Raw genomic sequence first — 15923 nt, 5'->3', positions numbered from 1 at the left:
TGTAAATGTCAAAAGTCGTTCAGATTAAAAAAAACTCTTCAGGAAGTTTCTTCCTCAATTTCTCCATGCCACAATTGGCGCATTTCTGTGCAGGTCTCAAGGAGCTCATCAAGCTTTCCGACCGCTTCAATCCGACCTTCTTTCAATACAATGATCTGATCGGCTCTCTGGAGGACCGCTTTGCGATGCGAGACGACGAGGCAGGTATGCTCTTGTTGGCTAAAGAGACGTTGCCAGAGGATCTGTTCGGTGGTGACGTCAAGTGCGCTGGATAGATCATCGAAGACGAGCAATTCCGCATTGCGAATAAACATACGAGCGGCGGCCGTGCGTTGAATCTGGCCGCCAGAAAGCTTGACACCACGCGTGCCAATCATAGTGTCCAGTCCTTTTTCTAAAGAGTCAATGTCGTGCTCCATGACCGCAGTGTGAATGGCGTGCTGGAGTTGTGGCTCATTGTCTGGCCGATCGAGCTCGATGTTTTCCCGTAAGGTGGCGCTGAAGAGCCGTGGGATCTGCGATGTGTAGGCGCTGTGTGGGGGCACGAAGAAATTAGCTGGATCAGCGATGGGCTCGCCGTTCCAGCTAATTTCTCCTGCATCCTTGGCCAGTAAGCCGAGCAGGACTTGCAGCAAGGTGGTTTTGCCTGCTGCGATACGTCCCGTGATCACTGTCAGCGAGCCACGCTGAATAACAAAGCTGATCTTCTCAATGCCTCTTCCTGTGTCTGGATAGTGGTAGCTGAGTCCCGAAACGTGCAAACTTTGCAGCGGCAGGTTGGGACTGGAGATGGTAGTGGACAAGTTGGGTAGTGATCCACGCAGATAGAGGGGCTGATGGTCCACCAGGCGTCTCGGGGGCGCGCCTTGTAGTAGGGCATCCATACGTTGAAAAGAGATGCCTGTCTGAGCATAATGGGCCAGAAAAATGCCAAAGAATTGTGTAAAGTCCGTGACGAAGGCAAGATAATAAATAAATAAGGCGAGATCACCTATGCCTAATTGATGCGTGTGAATGGCTTGCGCTCCCAGAATGAGAATTAGACCTGTGCCAAGTCCTACGGTGTTACCAAAGATTGAATTGAGCACCTGCTCTAACATTTGATCTTTGAGAATTGAGAGGCGACGCTTTTCATTCAAGCTGCGAAAATGTTGAATGATGTGTGGCTCAGCAGTCGCAACTTTGATGCCTTGAACGTTACCAAAGATCTCACCAATGGCACTGGTGACCTCGCTTGTAGCGGTACGGCTGGCTCGTCGATAACGCTCCAGGCGTTTACGCATTATTTGGGAGATGGAAACCACGCAGATCAGTGGTACAAAGACGAATAATGTGATGCTGATGCTGATCCTGAACAGGATAATCATGGCAAAGAGCGAAAAAATTACCTGTCCAATTACATCTAGCGTCCAATCTATCGCATCTTCTGCCTGGAGTGTATCGTCACGAAAGCGACTGATCGCCTCTCCGGGAGAGCCAGGAACGGCGTGCGCCCCAGGTCTCTCAAGGATACGTGCAAGCATATTGATGCGGAGCAGATTATTCATATTGAAACGGAAAATTACATCTACTCTCCCACCAAGCAAGATGATTATGCCACGTGCTAGCTCGGTGGTTACCATCAGCATAATGATGATCCAGATGTCATACGGAAGATGGGTTGCGTTTTGCAACCTGTTGAAAAACTGTTGCGCCAGCAAACCTGGAATCAGTGGTATGCTGTGGATGATTGCCCAGAGCAGAGCGTTAAACAGATACATGCCTGGACGATAACGGAACATCTGCCATAAATATTGATAGGTCTTCATGCAAGTACCTCTTCTAATCCAGTCTGTAAGAGTCGATAAAAGTGCGCTGTAGGATCACTGGCAAGCTGTTCGCGAGGACCATATTCTAAGATGCGTCCGTCCTCCAGCACCAGAATATCGTCGGCGCGTTGGACTGTCGTCAGGCGATGAGCAATCACGATGCCTGTTCGCTCGACGAGTAATTTGCTGATGGCGTGTTCGGTCAACTGTTCGGTGGTAGGATCGAGCCTTGATGAGGCTTCATCCATGATGACGATGCCTGGTTTGAGTAAGAAGACACGTGTAAATGCCAGCAATTGTGCCTCACCCGCAGATAGCCCCTCCCCATCTGATCCCAAAATAGTATCCAGGCCAGCTGTCAGGCTTTGATACCAGCGGGAAAGGCCAATTTCTTGTAATACATTGAGTATCTGTTCATCTTCGATGGCAGGATTAAAGTAGGTGAGATTGTCGCGTACTGTGGCGTGAAACAATTGCACATCTTGTGTCACCATGCCGATGTGCTGACGCAGGTCACGTATCTGTGTTTGTCTGATTGGTATTTCCCCGATGAGTATGTCGCCTGCTTGAATGTCATATAGTCGCAAGAGCAATCTGGTAAGCGTCGTTTTACCGCTACCTGTACGTCCTAGAATGCCGAGCACGCGACCAGCTTTAAGCTGAAAATTTAAGTTGTGTAGAATTGGTTCGTCCTGGTTGTAGCCAAATGATAGGTCTTTGATTTCAATCGCTAATGGACCGTCTGGTAGCTGGGGACCATTTCCATCTACAATGGTAGGCGTGGCCTGTAAGAGTTGTTTGATACGCTCAATGCCTGCGCTGGCCTCCTGCAATTGTTGCAATTGTGTGCGTATTTGTTGGAGTGGGGCACTTAACAGGTTGGTATAGTAAAAAATGAGATAGACGGTGCCCAGGGTGATGGATTTGTTATTCCAGAAGTATGCAGAAATGCCCAGGGCCAGCGCGTTTCCTAGGCCAAACAATAATAATGTACTGCTCCAGGTGGCGTAGCCGAAAAAATTAGCCTGAAGTTGAAGCGGCAACCAACCGCGCAAGAGTTGATAAAAACGTCTCATCACATAGCCAGTAGCGCCGTTGGCGCGTAGATCCTCCGTACCAGCCAATTGCTCGCCGAGGAAGCCAAAAAATTCGGCATCTTTCGCACGCGCTTTTACCCAGTGAGGTACTGCTATGTGGCGGATACGAATTAAGAAGAAGAGTCCTATCAGCGTGAAGAGGCTGGTGGCGATACCGATGCGCCATTCTTCCCTGAAAAGCAGAAGCAGGACGCCGCAAATCAGGAGACAACTACCAAATAATTGCACCACAGCTTGCGAAAAGAAGGTAGAGAGCGTATTCACGTCTCCGTCGATGCGCTCGATCAATTCGCCGGAGGTGCGAGCTTTGTGGAAAGCAAGATCGAGATGCAGGCAGTGGAGGACGAGATCGGTACGTAACTGATTGGTGGCTGTCCAGGCCAGATTCTCGCTTACATATGTGTTCCAGACAGCTAGTAATTGGTTGCTGAATGATAGGGCTATAAAGATTACACCTGCATCTATCAACGCAGATGTGGCGGCATCATTGAGTGCATTGTCGATAAATTGGCGCAAAATTTGAGGATTAACCAGTTGCAAACCGATGCTGATAAAAAGCAACACAACCATCAAAAGTGCGCGTTGCCATTGTGGACGTAGATAGGTCACTAAAAGATCTCGGTAGGTAAATGATGGCTGGAGTGTACGGCTCATCACAGATTCCTTTCAGGCTTTGAACAGGACATGTTTTTACGCAGTTTGATCGTGTTGGGAAGATGTTTGTGCACGCTTTATACAGCAAAAAAAGACCACAAGGCGAGCAAAAGCCTATGGTCTTAAGACATGTCTGGGAAAATAAGCAAAAGCAGCCACAGGCGGAGATACACCCGTGGAAAAGCGGAAAACGAGTCGGGAACGTGTGTTTAACTAATGGGCATTGCAGGTAAAAACATGCATGCCATTTAATTGTGAGGGCGGTTCCAGGGTATACCTATAAGGTGCTATTACCAGAAAGATGTGTTATCTTGCTGAGGCGAGGCGATAAGTGCTGCGATGCCATATTGAGTAATCTCCTTTATGTTTAGTCGATATACTCATAGTATGCCATAGAAAATTTTAGAATTCAAGCAATGTAGCAACGTATCAGGTTCTTTAATGCTGAAGAGAAGTTAAACGTATCGATCTTTCACCTCCCCTACGATTGCTAAGCTACCCAGCGTCCAATCGCAAACAGAACCACGTTGGCTGTCAATGTCAGCGGGAAAAAGATGTAGATATAGCGACGGCAGGCTGGATTGTATTTCCACTCAAGGGCCAGGAGCATGAGAGTCGGAAAGATGACCATAAGATAACGTGGAATGGACATCAGAGGGTTGGGGAATCCGACGGTTGTGCTGAGTGAGTAGAGGAGCAGCGTTACTGTGAAAATCCGATAAGTGATGGGGAGGTGATGCCAATACTTAATCAATAAGAAGATGGGTAATATCGTAAAACAAAGGTCCAGGAGGTTATTATAGAGAGAGTCTAGTGGTACTGACAAGGTGACCAGATACCATAATGCAGAGAAGATTGCTGTGAATGGAAGGGATGGCGTGCGACCCCAGGCAATCGCGGCGTGCAAAAAGAGGAGTGGATTGCCCCAACTCAGGTAGAGATAGAGCATGTAAAGGATTACTCCCAACGGAATGAGGAGCATTGAGCAGAGTGAATTGAAAAACATGAATGTATTGGTCTGCAAATGCTGCCTGAACGGCCAAAATCGTTGGACAAAAAATATGAAAATAACAATGATCAGCATTGAACCTGTTTCGCGTGTAGTAGCAGCCAATCCAGCACATAAGCTTGCCAGCCACCAATCCCACTTGCCCTGACGCTCTAAAAAGACAAACATTGCCAGACAGAGGCAAAGAAACAACGCTTCTGTATAGCCAAAAGAAAAGAAAAGTGTATAGGGGAAGAAGGCGCACAGCCAGACAGACGTTTTGGCAATGGCATCATCAAAAAGTTTTTGCGTCAACCGATACAGCAATTGGAGCGAGATAAAAAAGAAAAGATTCGCCAGCAGGACACTGGAGAGGTAATAGGGAATTTCTCCTGGAAGTAGTAATGAGAGCAGACGACCGAGTAACCATATGGTGAGGGGCCAGAGTGGGAAAAAGACAGTCACTCCAGATTGATAATAGCCATGGGCGGCGATACGTACGTAAAACAAATTATCCCAACGCCACCAGGCCAAAATGTAAGCCAGGCTGTCAAAAGGATTATTATGTTCAAGTACTGTGTGGGAAACCTGCTGAGGGTCAAAGGGAAAGCCATGTTTTCCTGCTGCAATGGCGATGACTGGGAGAGTAATTACGATGATCAAAATGCGGCTGATGATGAAAGCTCGTTTCGGTTCATTCCTGATAGCTGTCCATACAGACATAAGTAGTAAGAATCCTTTCATCGTAGTTATCTATTTAGCGAGAGAAATGGGCCTGCGTAAATAGATAAACGGTGATTCAAATAGAATAACTCATAACGAAAGTGTCCGTTCCTCAATGGAAAGAGCAAGAATAGGTCCAGCGACATAACTCACATGAGAAGCGCTCATATTGTAGAACAAGGAGAGCGAGAAAACAAGCAAGGTATCATGGTAAAAAGTTTGGCGAGGAAATGAGTATCTGATTGTCTTGACTGCTCAAGCTACTAGAATTAGGGCAATGGTTTATGTTAATCTATGGATTGAGCGTACAGGCGGTTGTATTTTTGAACGACACACGATAATAAAACCCTGGCAAGAAATGCTTCTGTACTGTAGCGGATTTTTTACAGTGTGCGTATTATAAGCGTGCGGTAGAAACCAAAAATTTATCGTGGTCTTATATTTTTGATGCAGAAGGAGTGTCCATGGCGCGCGAAATATTTAATCGAGATAATCTTGTCGATTATGGCAAACGTGGTCTTCAGGGTGGCTTGAGTACGATGGGTGATTTCAAGCAATTTTTATTACGTGGTAACGTAGTTGATCTGGCTGTTGGTGTTATCATCGGTGCAGCATTCAATGGCGTTGTGCAAGCTTTTGTGACCGATATAATTTCACCACTACTTGGTCTGCTTGGATTTTCGCAGAATTTTAATGATTGGAAAATCCCGGCAGGCCCTGGTCACGCATTTCTTGTGGGCAGTTTTCTTACTGTAGCACTCAGCTTTGTCATCACGGCAGCGGTCGTTTATTTCTTTGTCGTGAAACCGATTAATGCCCTGGAGAATGGCTATAATCGCCTGCGTCCGAAGCCTGCGGAGGCTCCGAAAACGCGCGAATGTCCGTTCTGCTTGAGTGAGGTCAATATTAAGGCGACGCGCTGCGCCTATTGTACAGCTCAGTTGCCTCCGGTTAATCCTGCTCCGGCTACCTATCAGCCACCGCAAGCGTAGTAGGCACGACATTTTTAGACTGCTATGTATCAGTTGGTAGATTGATGACCATACCTACATTCTTGCATGTGAGAAATGGCTAGCGTATACTGCTAACGGGGAATTTATTGGTTGCTGTTCATAATCTCATGTACACAATCGATGCGTTCCGTGGAGTCAGAGGCGATCGAGTAGATACTTGCTATGATCTTGATTGACCTCCGATGTTAGAGCCAAGTTCATATCAGAGGAGAATATAACTCATGACGTCAACATCCGAGCCTGTACGATTGGAAGATTGGGTTCGTGATATTCCCGATTTTCCTCAGAAAGGTGTCCTTTTTAAGGACATCACCCCTTTGCTGCAAGATCCTAAGGCGTTCCATATGGCTATGGATCGTTTAGCCGCGCATTATGCGGGGGCTGGTATTGAAGCTGTCGTTGGTGTTGAGTCGCGGGGATTTATTTTCGGTGCGCCATTAGCCTATCTACTCAATTGTGGTTTTGTGCCGGTGCGTAAGTTTGGCAAGCTGCCATCCGAAACGGTGAGCGTTGAATATGCGCTCGAATATGGTACGAATGTGGTTGAGTTACATATCGATGCGATTAAACCGGGTCAACGCGTCTTGATTGTCGATGATCTCCTGGCCACTGGAGGAACGGTCTCGGCGTCGATTGAACTGGTTGAGAAGATGGGCGGTCATGTCGCAGGGATCGCCTTCCTTGTCGAGCTAGGTTTCCTCAAGGGACGCGAACGCTTACAAGGTCACGACGTCTTCGCATTGATCCAATATTAGGCTTATGCACCTGTACTGAAACTTCTCCAGTTAAAAAGAGAAGGGACGCTGATGCAGCGACAACATCAGCGTCCCTTCTCTTTTTAGTATCCCAGCCAGACGGTCTTACTATCCGCCGGTTGTGGCTGACGCTCCATGAGCTGGATGGCTGGATGACCCAGGTAGATGAATGCTACGATATGATCCTCTGTTTTTAGTCCGAACCAGTGTTTGATGCTGGGATCGTAGGCGGCGTCTCCTGTACGCCAGACGCCTGTAAGTCCAAGCTCTTCGGCGGTCAAGAGCATGTTTTGTACTGCAGCTGCTACGGCCTCTATATTTTCAATGGCCATAACCCTGGGCTGGGTAGGATATTCTGCGGCCACAGCGATCACTATGGGCGCACGGAGCGGTTTGTTCCGCTCTTTGTCCACAACTTGCTGTGGTACATCTGGTTGTCGCTCTGCGAGCGATTGAGCCATGATCTCGCCTAACTCTTTGCGCGCTTTGCCTGCCAGGACGAAAAATTTCCATGGTTCGGCCCTACGATGATTGGGAGCATGAGTGGCAGCTTCTAAAATCTGCTCAATCTGCTCACGCGTTGGAACTTGCTCAGTCGTTTTGCTAATGCTACGGCGACGCTTGATTGTTTCGAATACTGTCATGTTGTCCTATCATAGGCGACGAGACGCGCTGATTTGCTATAGGGATGGTTGCTTTACGTTATATTATATCTTTCAAATTTGATTCCGTGAAGAGCTTCTCATCGTTTATTTCTATGCCCCTTTTTGAGAAGGTCGAAGCTGAATATCATTGGCACTACGACATAAGTTTTATTTGGTAGCGAAGAACATGCTTGCATGGTACACTGGATGAAAATAGCATGTTTGAATGCACACTCTACGGTTGCTGCTCTGCTGTTGCGCGTCGATTGTATCTGAAATTGCTGTCTATTGGTCGAAGATGAGGTGTGGATGTGGAACAACCTTCTATCATGTTTCGTGCGCGGGTGGCGCGTCAGACCAGTTCCAGAATGTTCGTTGCAGATGCTTCACAGATGTCTTGTGATCTTGCCACAACGCTTGCTATCAGCTGGCGAAACTGGAAGACGCAGCTTGATCATTCAGAGAAAGTTCTCTCTATTGCTTGTGTGGGTCCTGCACATACTGTGCAGATTTGGAATTGTTGTAGTTGTAGTATTCCCATCTATTCCTGCACTTTGATCTATTATGGTCATTCTGATGAGATTACTGCTCTGGTATGGTCTCATGACACAAAGTGGCTGGCTACCGCGAGCGAAGACCATACAGTACAGATCTGGGATTCACATACTGGCGATGCTGTGATGGTCTATCGTGGATCGCATGGTGGCGTGCGAGCGTTGGATTGGTCTCCAGATGGTTGTTGTCTCGCTATTGGCAGTGATGATAATGTGGTGCGGATCGTGCATGTATTGGAGCAACGAGTCACAATGGTATACAATGGTCATGCGCTGGGATACTATGGTGTTGATGCGGTGGCCTGGTCACCAGATGGACACTTTGTGGCGTCGGCTGGCGATGATAATACTGTGCAGGTCTGGAATGTCCTGACAGGACAGCCTTTGATAGCGTATGCAGGGCATCAAGAGCACTGGATTCTGGCGGTGGCCTGGTCGCCAGATGGTTGCTGGATCGCTTCCGGCGGCGATGATATTCACGTCTGGAGCGTCAAAACAGGCTTGTGCAAGCAGATTTACAAGAAGCATGAATATACTCAACATTGGATTGATCATATTAGCTGGTCGCCAGATGGTCGTTTGATCGCTTCGACGAGCACAGATTCTGTATTACATATTTGGGATGTTTGGACCGGTTTTACTATTCAGACACAGGTGCATCCAGGCAGAGAAATTCCCTGTCGTGGTCTTATCGCCAATGCGCTCGCCTGGTTACCGGATACCGCGCTGGCTGTTCCCTATCAGGGGTGTCTGGCATTTGCTAGCTATGATAAGACTGTTAGCCTGATCGGGTTGTTATAGAGGAGAAGAGAAAAATGGAAGCACGTTTCATTACTGATAAGCAGAAGTGGAACGACTTCGTAGCGAAGTCCCCCTATGGAAATATTACTCAGACGTTTGAATGGGGCGAATTGTCAAAACATGTGGGTTCACATTTTTTGCGCATCGGTGCCGTTGATGATCAGAACAACTTGTGTGCAGTCATGTTGGTTCTTGATGTCAATGTTCCGGCATTGCATCGTTCCTTTTTCTACGTGCCGCGTGGTCCTATTGTCGATGATCCCAATTCCCCTGCCTTTAGCGTGTTACTCAATTTTGTAAAAAGTGAGGCGCGCAAACGGGGCGCTTTTATGCTCAAGCTTGAGCTGGGGATCGATGCGGGCGATACAAATTGGATCGCGGCATTGGAGCGTCGCGGTTTTCGACCGTCCACACAGTTTCTGCACATCCGCAACGAGTGGATCCTTGATATTCGTCCCCCCGAAAAAGAGATTTTGGCGAATATGAAGGAGAAGTGGCGCTATAATATTCGTCTGGCAACGCGTAAAGGGGTCACTGTGCGCGAGGGCCATGGACGAGAGGATCTTGAAACCTTTCATCGTATCCTGCAAGAGACCGCTGAGCGTGATCAATTCTATATCCATGATGTTGACCATTTTGAGCTCTTGATGAAGCTGTACGAGCAGGATGATCGTATCGCTCTGTTGCTGGCTGAACATGAAGGAAAGGCTGTCGCCGCTATTGTCCTGATGCGTATTGGCAAATGGTGCTGGTATCGCTATGGAGCCTCCTCCTCGAAGAGCCGTAACCTGATGCCTAACCATCTCTTGCAGTGGACTGGCATGCAATGGGCGAAAGCACATGGCTGTGACTATTATAACTTCCTGGGTATTCCTAACTCTCTGGAAGAGCCCGAGGCCCAGAAAGATCCTCTCTGGGGAGTGTATACGTTCAAGCGGGGATTTAACGGCTTTTCTCGTCTCTCGCTACCTGGCTATGATCTTCCCTATAATCCACTATACTATCAAGCATATGTGTACATGCTGATGGGGAAGAACTGGCTCGCTGCTCGTAAGCGTGAGAAAGAGTCAGAACCAGAAGCGAAAGTGGCTGAGAAACAGAAAGAACCGAAGTTGGTGGAGAGTGCTGTTCCTGTCAGTAAGTCTTGATCTCTGTGTTTAAGTGACTCTGCTGTTATTGCCATAGCAAGAGGAGGAAGACCCACGCATAACAATATGCGGGTCTTCCTCCTCTATTTTTTCTCGGGAGTTAGGCTTTGGTAGCTTCCTCTTGCGTAGCGATCTGTACTTTGCCTTCGCCGCTGTTGAGTAGGTTTCCTTCGAAGCCGATGGAGGGCAGAAGTTGAGCTTGTGCCTGCGTGCTCAATGGAAGTGCCCACAGTTTGATGAAGCCAAGCGCGGCATTATGATCAAACTGGTCACCAGTGTCATATGTGGCCAGACCCAGGCTGTAGAGCGAGTTTTCCGATTTGCGACCTACAATCTGGCAGCGTCCGCGTGAAAGCTTGACTCTTACGGTGCCGCTGACGAAGCGTTGCGTGCTCTGGACATAGGCTGCGAGATCCTGATGGAGGGCGCTGTACCATTGTCCGTTATAGATGACGCGAGCATACTCGGCGGCAACAGTTTCTTTGAAGCGAACTTGATCCCGACCGAGTGTCAGAGTCTCCAGGGCGTTGTGTGCGGCGTGCAGGACGACTGCTCCCGGTGCCTCGTAGATTTCGCGTGATTTGATGCCAACCAGGCGATTCTCGATGTGATCGATGCGTCCGATGCCGTATTTGCCTGCTTCGCTATTCAAGGTTTCGACGAGCACATAGCCGGGGATCTCTTCGCCGTCGAGGGCAAAGGGGATACCATTCTTGAAGGAGATCTCATAATATTTGGGTTCCAGATGCTCGATAGAATCAGGATCATTGGTCCAGGCATAAACCTCGGCAGGCGGTTCGGCCCAGGGATCTTCCAGGATGCCGCATTCGATGCTGCGTCCCCAGAGATTCTGATCCACAGAATATGGGCTGGCATTGGTGGCTGTGATGGGCATATTATGCTCGGCGGCATAAGCGATCTCATTGTCACGCGTCATGCTCCACTCGCGTACCGGAGCGATGATCTTGAGATCAGGAGCAAGCGTGTTAATCGAGACGTCGAAGCGTACCTGATCATTGCCTTTGCCTGTGCAACCATGCGCCACCGCTACGGCACCCTCCTGACGCGCCACTTCGACGAGCAGGCGGGCGATTAAGGGACGCGCCAGGGCTGTGGCGAGAGGATATTGTCCCTCGTAGATAGCTCCGGCCTGTAATGCTGGCCAGACAAAGTAGCGTACAAAGTCTTCTCGCCCATCGACGATCATCGCTTTGACCGCACCAATTTTCATCGCACGATCAGCAATCTCTTGCATGTTGCGTTCGTTACCGACATCTATCGTGACGGCGATCACGTCGAGATCATATTTCTCTTTGATCCAACGAATTGCCACGGAAGTATCGAGTCCACCAGAATATGCGAGTACAACGGTTGCCATAATGATTAGTCCTCCAGAATATGTATCAGTGATGTGCCAACAAGCTGCTGAATCGCAGTTTTAAAGAAAGTAGAGCGCTGTTGCCAGCTCTCCTGTGCCTGTATGAGTCTTTGTTGGGAATGCTCAAGCTCCAGGTTTCCTGTGCCTCCCAGATGACTACGCGCTTTGAGGCGCGTGATGAGTTGTTCCTGGCTCTCGGTTGGGAATGGTATGTGTTGATCAAGTTGAGCAGTGACTTCTTTGCCAACAATCCGATAGGCGTCGCGGAATGGGATATTCTCTTTTGTGACCATCTCGTAGGCGCGGTCGGTCGCAAATAACTCGAACGAGCAGGCGGCCATGACACGCTCTGTGTTGACGGTGACGTTTTCCATGACAAGTGTGCAGATCGCGATGCTCTCTTGCGCCAGATCTAACGCCTCAATCAGTGGTTGCTTCGTTTCCTGATAGTCCAGATTAAAGCCGGAGGGCAGGCCGCTTACGATGCCCATGATTTGTTGCTGATAGGCGATCATGGTGTGTGAGCGAGCACGGACGAGCTCCATGATGTCCAGATTGCGCTTCTGGGGCATGATGCTACTACCTGTACAGACCTCCTGGGATACCTGGAAGAAGCCATATTCGGCTGTGGTGAAGAGGAGCAGGTCTTGCGCTAATTTGCTCAGATCGAGCATGATCTGAGAGAGTGCCTGCACGATCACCGCTTCGATCTTGCCACGAGAGTTCTGGACGTAGATAACATTGTTTTGTACACGCGCAAAGCCCAGCAGATCTGAGACTAGCTGGCGATCAATCGGTAGAGGTACTCCATAGCCCGCAGCCGAGCCAAGGGGCGACTGATCGTTGATCTCGTAGGCGGTTGAGAGCAAGCGCTCATCATCGAGGAGCGACTCGGCGAAGCTTGACGCCCAGAGTCCTAACGACGAGAGCATCGCTCGTTGCATATGTGTGTAGCCGGGCATCGGAATATCTTTGTTGGCTTCAGCAAATTTGAGCAGGGTTTCACATAATGCGAAGAGCTTATGACTGGTCTTGATGAGCTCCTCTTTGCTGTACAGGCGTACGTCGACGAGTACCTGGTCATTGCGTGAACGCGCCGTGTGGATGTTTTTTCCGGCTGGCCCGACTTTTTCGATCAAGAAATTTTCAATGCTGGTGTGGACGTCTTCTTCCGAGCGCTTCACGACGAATTGATTGGTTTTTTCTAGCTCAAGGATTTCTCGGAGTCCCTGCTTGAGTTCGTGGAGTTCTTCTTCATTGAGGATGCCAATTTGTCGCAGCATCGTCGCATGGGCAAGCGAGCCCCATACGTCGTGGCGGATCAGACGATTGTCGAGTAGACTGTTTTGAGCTGCGGTGTAGCGTTCAACTTGTTCGTTGACGCTATACCCTTTTTGCCAGATTTTAGTCACCGTGTGTGATCTCCTTCGCTTGTATTTTGAAAGAAGCTGCGAGGCAATAAAAAACCCCCGTCCCTTCCGTCAATTTTGAAGGGACGAGAGTGCAGGGAGTTTATTTGCCCTATCACACCCGTGGTGCCACCCTAATTGTCTTTCAAGCAACACTAATGCCATGAAAGACCACTTTCCTGGTTAAGTTCTACATGGGAACCACCCACCTGTCCTACTTGCTTCCTGATAATCTCAGGCGAAAGCTTTCTTCGGTCAGCCGCTCACGAATGCGTTCTGAGAGAATAAAACCATTCCGAACTCCCACTCTTCTTCGGATCGCTGTCGGTTGTTCTGCTCATACTAATTTCGATCAACGCAGGTTCTTCATTACTATGCTTCTTAGGATAACAGTCATCTCATGAAATGTCAAATTTTTATCTGCACATAAAAAGATGCTCTCAACAGGTTAACTCTCACACTTTGCATCCCCTGTGGAACACAGCGGTGACTATTCATCCTTGACTGATATTTGCCTGCCTGGATGAATTTATAGTGCCGCCAGTTCTCTTTTTGATGAACTATTGAGTATCTAAATGCTCTGGGGTGTCGTGTTTAGCGATAGTGAATGCAAATAGATACTGTCTGCATGCGAAAGGAGCATGAGAATGAATACAGTGACAAATTGGGGTACAGCAATTATCTCATCATTTGCTGCGGCTCTGGCACTTGTCTTTAGTTTTATCCCCAAGTTGGTTGGATTCCTGGTTATTCTGATTGTGGGTTGGATTGTGGCGGCTTTGCTCGAAAAAGGCGTTACAATGCTCTTACGTCGGGTCGGATTTGACCGTATTAGCGAGCGTATTGGCCTGACACGCATCGAACAACGGCTGAATATCCGTATGGATGCTGCATCCGTACTGGGAAAAGTTGTCTTCTGGTTTGTGTTCTTAATTTTCCTGGTACCGGCCTGTAACGCGCTCCAATTAGACTCTGTCAGTCAACTGATTACACTCATTGTTGGCTATATCCCCAATGTTTTTGTCGCGATTGTGGTACTCTTCCTGGGTATGTTACTCGCTACGTTCGTGGCTGATGTGGTGTATAGAGCGCTATCAACTTCGAGAACTTCAAACCCAAATATACTGGCGAACGTGGCTCGTTATGTGATTATTGGTTTTGCAATTCTGGTCGCTTTAGAGCAATTGCAGATTGCTCCGGCTTTGATCACGACTCTGTTTACTGCGGTCGTAGGAGGAGCTGCTCTGGCATGTGCTCTGGCCTTCGGACTGGGAGGTCGTGATACGGCCAAGCAACTTCTAGAGCGAGGTGTCGGGTCAATGAGTACCATGTCTCCATCGCAGATGTCTCAGGATGCTACTCCCACGACTCAAGTAGATATGAGGCAGCGTTTTAATCAGTCGCCGTCAATGAGCGGCAAAGAAACAAACAATCTTACTTCGCCAGTGCAACCATCGGAGCAGGCGCGGGCAGGACAAGTCTACAATGATCGAACGTCTTGATGACATGTCCCATGATTTGTACGAAAGGATTCTCTTACGAGCGAGCAGGGATGCCTGTCGGGTAATATTAAGAGATGTTTAAAGTTTTTTGCGCGCTGGTATTTTGGCTTGACAATGTTGTGCCTGGTTTATATACTATCACTTAGTTGTGTAAAGCAAAGAACTCATAAAAAAATTTATTGCAGCAAAGGCGTAAAAATCGCGAAAGAGTAAGCAGCCGGGATATAAACAGCGATCTGGAGAATGGTGAGAATCCAGAGCTATCCACTGACTGAACACATCGTGAGAGCCATGTGCGAGAATGCGTGACACGCAGAAGTACACCGGATGGACTCATTCGTTAACATGAGCATTTGATTGTCGGAGACTTTTAGGGACTCTGACTGTCGAGCTGAGTGTCTGTCCAGCAACAGGGCAGAAATGAGGATGGGACCACGGATTTACCTTCGTTCCTCGATTTGCGAGGAATGAGGGTTTTTTTATGCACAAAATTATCTGATTTAGAGGAGATGGCTGGTTATGGCAAGGTTAAGTAATGATCACATTAAGTTGGCTGTCCAAAAAGATGGGCGCTTGAGTGAGGATACACGCAATTTGTTACGAACTGTCGGACTTCATTTTGAGTCCTACAAACAGCGACTTTTTAGTATTTGTCGCAACTTTCCTTTGGATATTCTGTATGTACGTGATGACGATATCGCCGAGTATGTCGCTGAAGGGGTGGTCGATCTCGGGATTGTGGGACAGAATCTGGTTGTTGAAGCCGAAAAGCCAGTCGAAGAAATAATGCCTCTTAATTATGGTCATTGTAGCTTGAAGGTAGCGGTCCCGGCGGAGAGCGGAATTACTGGCATTGAGCAGTTGAGCGGTTGTAAAGTTGCCACATCTTATCCTGTGACGACAAGTCGCTTCTTTGCTCAGCATAAAATTGATGTCGATGTGATCACGATTAGTGGGAGCGTGGAGATTACTCCTGCCATAGGTGTCTCCTCGGCAATTGTAGATATTGTGGGTACAGGAAGTAGTTTACGTCTGAATGATCTGGTTGCTATTCACAACGTTATCGACTCTCAATCCGTTGTGATTGCCAATCCATATTCAATGACGAATAAAGATAAGTCTGTTATCATCGAACGGCTCTTGACGCGCTTCCGTGGGGTTATCGCCGCGTCAGAATATAAGTATGTCATGATGAATGTACCAGCTAATGAGCTAGAATATATCTCTACTATCATGCCGGGTTTGAAGTCTCCTACAGTGCTCCCAACGGCTGATCCGGCTTGGATGGCCATTCATACGGCGGTGCGCGAGGATGTCTTCTGGGATGTGATTGAAGAACTGAAAGCTTTAGGTGCTCAGGGCATTCTCGTGTCGTCGATCGAGAAGATGTTTGTCTAGATGAAATATGGATGCCATCTGGTCGCGACCAGATGACATCCATGAAGCAGA

At 48.2% G+C, this 15923-nt stretch carries 12 protein-coding genes; 6 read left to right on the top strand and 6 right to left on the bottom strand.

Translation table 11 applies throughout. From position 1 onward, the window contains the following. Window positions 1–38: 38 nt before the first annotated feature. The 3 genes from AC27N8_RS18645 to AC27N8_RS18635 form a co-directional block, all read right to left on the bottom strand. Window positions 39–1808: an ABC transporter ATP-binding protein gene (locus AC27N8_RS18645; RefSeq protein WP_487068894.1), complete on the bottom strand. Its 1770-nt coding sequence runs from the start codon at window positions 1806–1808 to the stop codon at window positions 39–41. Next, window positions 1805–3559: an ABC transporter ATP-binding protein gene (locus tag AC27N8_RS18640; RefSeq protein ID WP_487068893.1), complete on the bottom strand. Its 1755-nt coding sequence runs from the start codon at window positions 3557–3559 to the stop codon at window positions 1805–1807. The genes AC27N8_RS18645 and AC27N8_RS18640 overlap by 4 nt, the downstream gene beginning before the upstream one ends. Window positions 3560–4049: 490 nt before the next feature. Further along, window positions 4050–5270, bottom strand: a complete 1221-nt coding sequence (locus AC27N8_RS18635; protein WP_487068892.1) for a mannosyltransferase family protein — start codon at window positions 5268–5270, stop codon at window positions 4050–4052. Window positions 5271–5734: 464 nt separating this feature from the next. Between AC27N8_RS18635 and mscL the strand changes: the two genes are divergently transcribed. Both mscL and AC27N8_RS18625 read left to right on the top strand, forming a co-directional pair. Further along, on the top strand, window positions 5735–6262 hold the full coding sequence (mscL, locus tag AC27N8_RS18630) for a large conductance mechanosensitive channel protein MscL (protein ID WP_487068891.1): 528 nt from the start codon (window positions 5735–5737) through the stop codon (window positions 6260–6262). Between the two features lie 242 nt (window positions 6263–6504). Beyond that, window positions 6505–7038 (top strand): adenine phosphoribosyltransferase, encoded by a 534-nt coding sequence (locus AC27N8_RS18625; RefSeq protein ID WP_487068890.1) that lies wholly within the window; start codon window positions 6505–6507, stop codon window positions 7036–7038. A gap of 83 nt (window positions 7039–7121) precedes the next feature. Here AC27N8_RS18625 and AC27N8_RS18620 read toward each other — a convergent pair whose 3' ends face one another. Then, entirely contained in the window at window positions 7122–7682 is a 561-nt protein-coding gene (locus AC27N8_RS18620; RefSeq protein WP_487068889.1) for a nitroreductase family protein, read from the bottom strand. A 311-nt stretch (window positions 7683–7993) separates the two neighbouring features. Between AC27N8_RS18620 and AC27N8_RS18615 the strand changes: the two genes are divergently transcribed. Beyond that, window positions 7994–9037: a WD40 repeat domain-containing protein gene (locus AC27N8_RS18615; protein WP_487068888.1), complete on the top strand. Its 1044-nt coding sequence runs from the start codon at window positions 7994–7996 to the stop codon at window positions 9035–9037. A gap of 14 nt (window positions 9038–9051) precedes the next feature. Continuing rightward, on the top strand, window positions 9052–10185 hold the full coding sequence (locus AC27N8_RS18610) for a lipid II:glycine glycyltransferase FemX (protein ID WP_487068887.1): 1134 nt from the start codon (window positions 9052–9054) through the stop codon (window positions 10183–10185). 100 nt (window positions 10186–10285) lie between these two features. Here AC27N8_RS18610 and AC27N8_RS18605 read toward each other — a convergent pair whose 3' ends face one another. Both AC27N8_RS18605 and argH read right to left on the bottom strand, forming a co-directional pair. Beyond that, the gene (locus tag AC27N8_RS18605) at window positions 10286–11563 is read right to left on the bottom strand and encodes an argininosuccinate synthase (protein WP_487068886.1); all 1278 of its coding nucleotides are present in this window, start codon (window positions 11561–11563) and stop codon (window positions 10286–10288) included. A 5-nt stretch (window positions 11564–11568) separates the two neighbouring features. Further along, a complete protein-coding gene (argH, locus tag AC27N8_RS18600; RefSeq protein WP_487068885.1) occupies window positions 11569–12975 on the bottom strand; it encodes an argininosuccinate lyase in 1407 nt (468 codons plus the stop codon). Between the two features lie 644 nt (window positions 12976–13619). Here argH and AC27N8_RS18595 point away from each other — a divergent pair. Beyond that, window positions 13620–14474, top strand: a complete 855-nt coding sequence (locus AC27N8_RS18595) for a mechanosensitive ion channel family protein (protein ID WP_487068884.1) — start codon at window positions 13620–13622, stop codon at window positions 14472–14474. Between the two features lie 519 nt (window positions 14475–14993). Beyond that, window positions 14994–15872, top strand: a complete 879-nt coding sequence (hisG, locus tag AC27N8_RS18590; protein WP_487068883.1) for an ATP phosphoribosyltransferase — start codon at window positions 14994–14996, stop codon at window positions 15870–15872. Window positions 15873–15923: the final 51 nt, after the last annotated feature.

The organism is Dictyobacter sp. Z7_2, assembly GCF_057551105.1.
This window is presented reverse-complemented; position numbering and strand designations above follow the sequence as displayed.

What these genes read in the sequence shown, in the direction of transcription:
- AC27N8_RS18645 (WP_487068894.1), bottom strand. Translation starts at nt 1,808, where the DNA reads ATGAAGACCTATCAATATTTATGGCAGATGTTCCGTTATCGTCCAGGC.
- AC27N8_RS18640 (WP_487068893.1), bottom strand. Translation starts at nt 3,559, where the DNA reads ATGAGCCGTACACTCCAGCCATCATTTACCTACCGAGATCTTTTAGTG.
- AC27N8_RS18635 (WP_487068892.1), bottom strand. Translation starts at nt 5,270, where the DNA reads ATGTCTGTATGGACAGCTATCAGGAATGAACCGAAACGAGCTTTCATC.
- mscL (WP_487068891.1), top strand. Translation starts at nt 5,735, where the DNA reads ATGGCGCGCGAAATATTTAATCGAGATAATCTTGTCGATTATGGCAAA.
- AC27N8_RS18625 (WP_487068890.1), top strand. Translation starts at nt 6,505, where the DNA reads ATGACGTCAACATCCGAGCCTGTACGATTGGAAGATTGGGTTCGTGAT.
- AC27N8_RS18620 (WP_487068889.1), bottom strand. Translation starts at nt 7,682, where the DNA reads ATGACAGTATTCGAAACAATCAAGCGTCGCCGTAGCATTAGCAAAACG.
- AC27N8_RS18610 (WP_487068887.1), top strand. Translation starts at nt 9,052, where the DNA reads ATGGAAGCACGTTTCATTACTGATAAGCAGAAGTGGAACGACTTCGTA.
- AC27N8_RS18605 (WP_487068886.1), bottom strand. Translation starts at nt 11,563, where the DNA reads ATGGCAACCGTTGTACTCGCATATTCTGGTGGACTCGATACTTCCGTG.
- AC27N8_RS18595 (WP_487068884.1), top strand. Translation starts at nt 13,620, where the DNA reads ATGAATACAGTGACAAATTGGGGTACAGCAATTATCTCATCATTTGCT.
- hisG (WP_487068883.1), top strand. Translation starts at nt 14,994, where the DNA reads ATGGCAAGGTTAAGTAATGATCACATTAAGTTGGCTGTCCAAAAAGAT.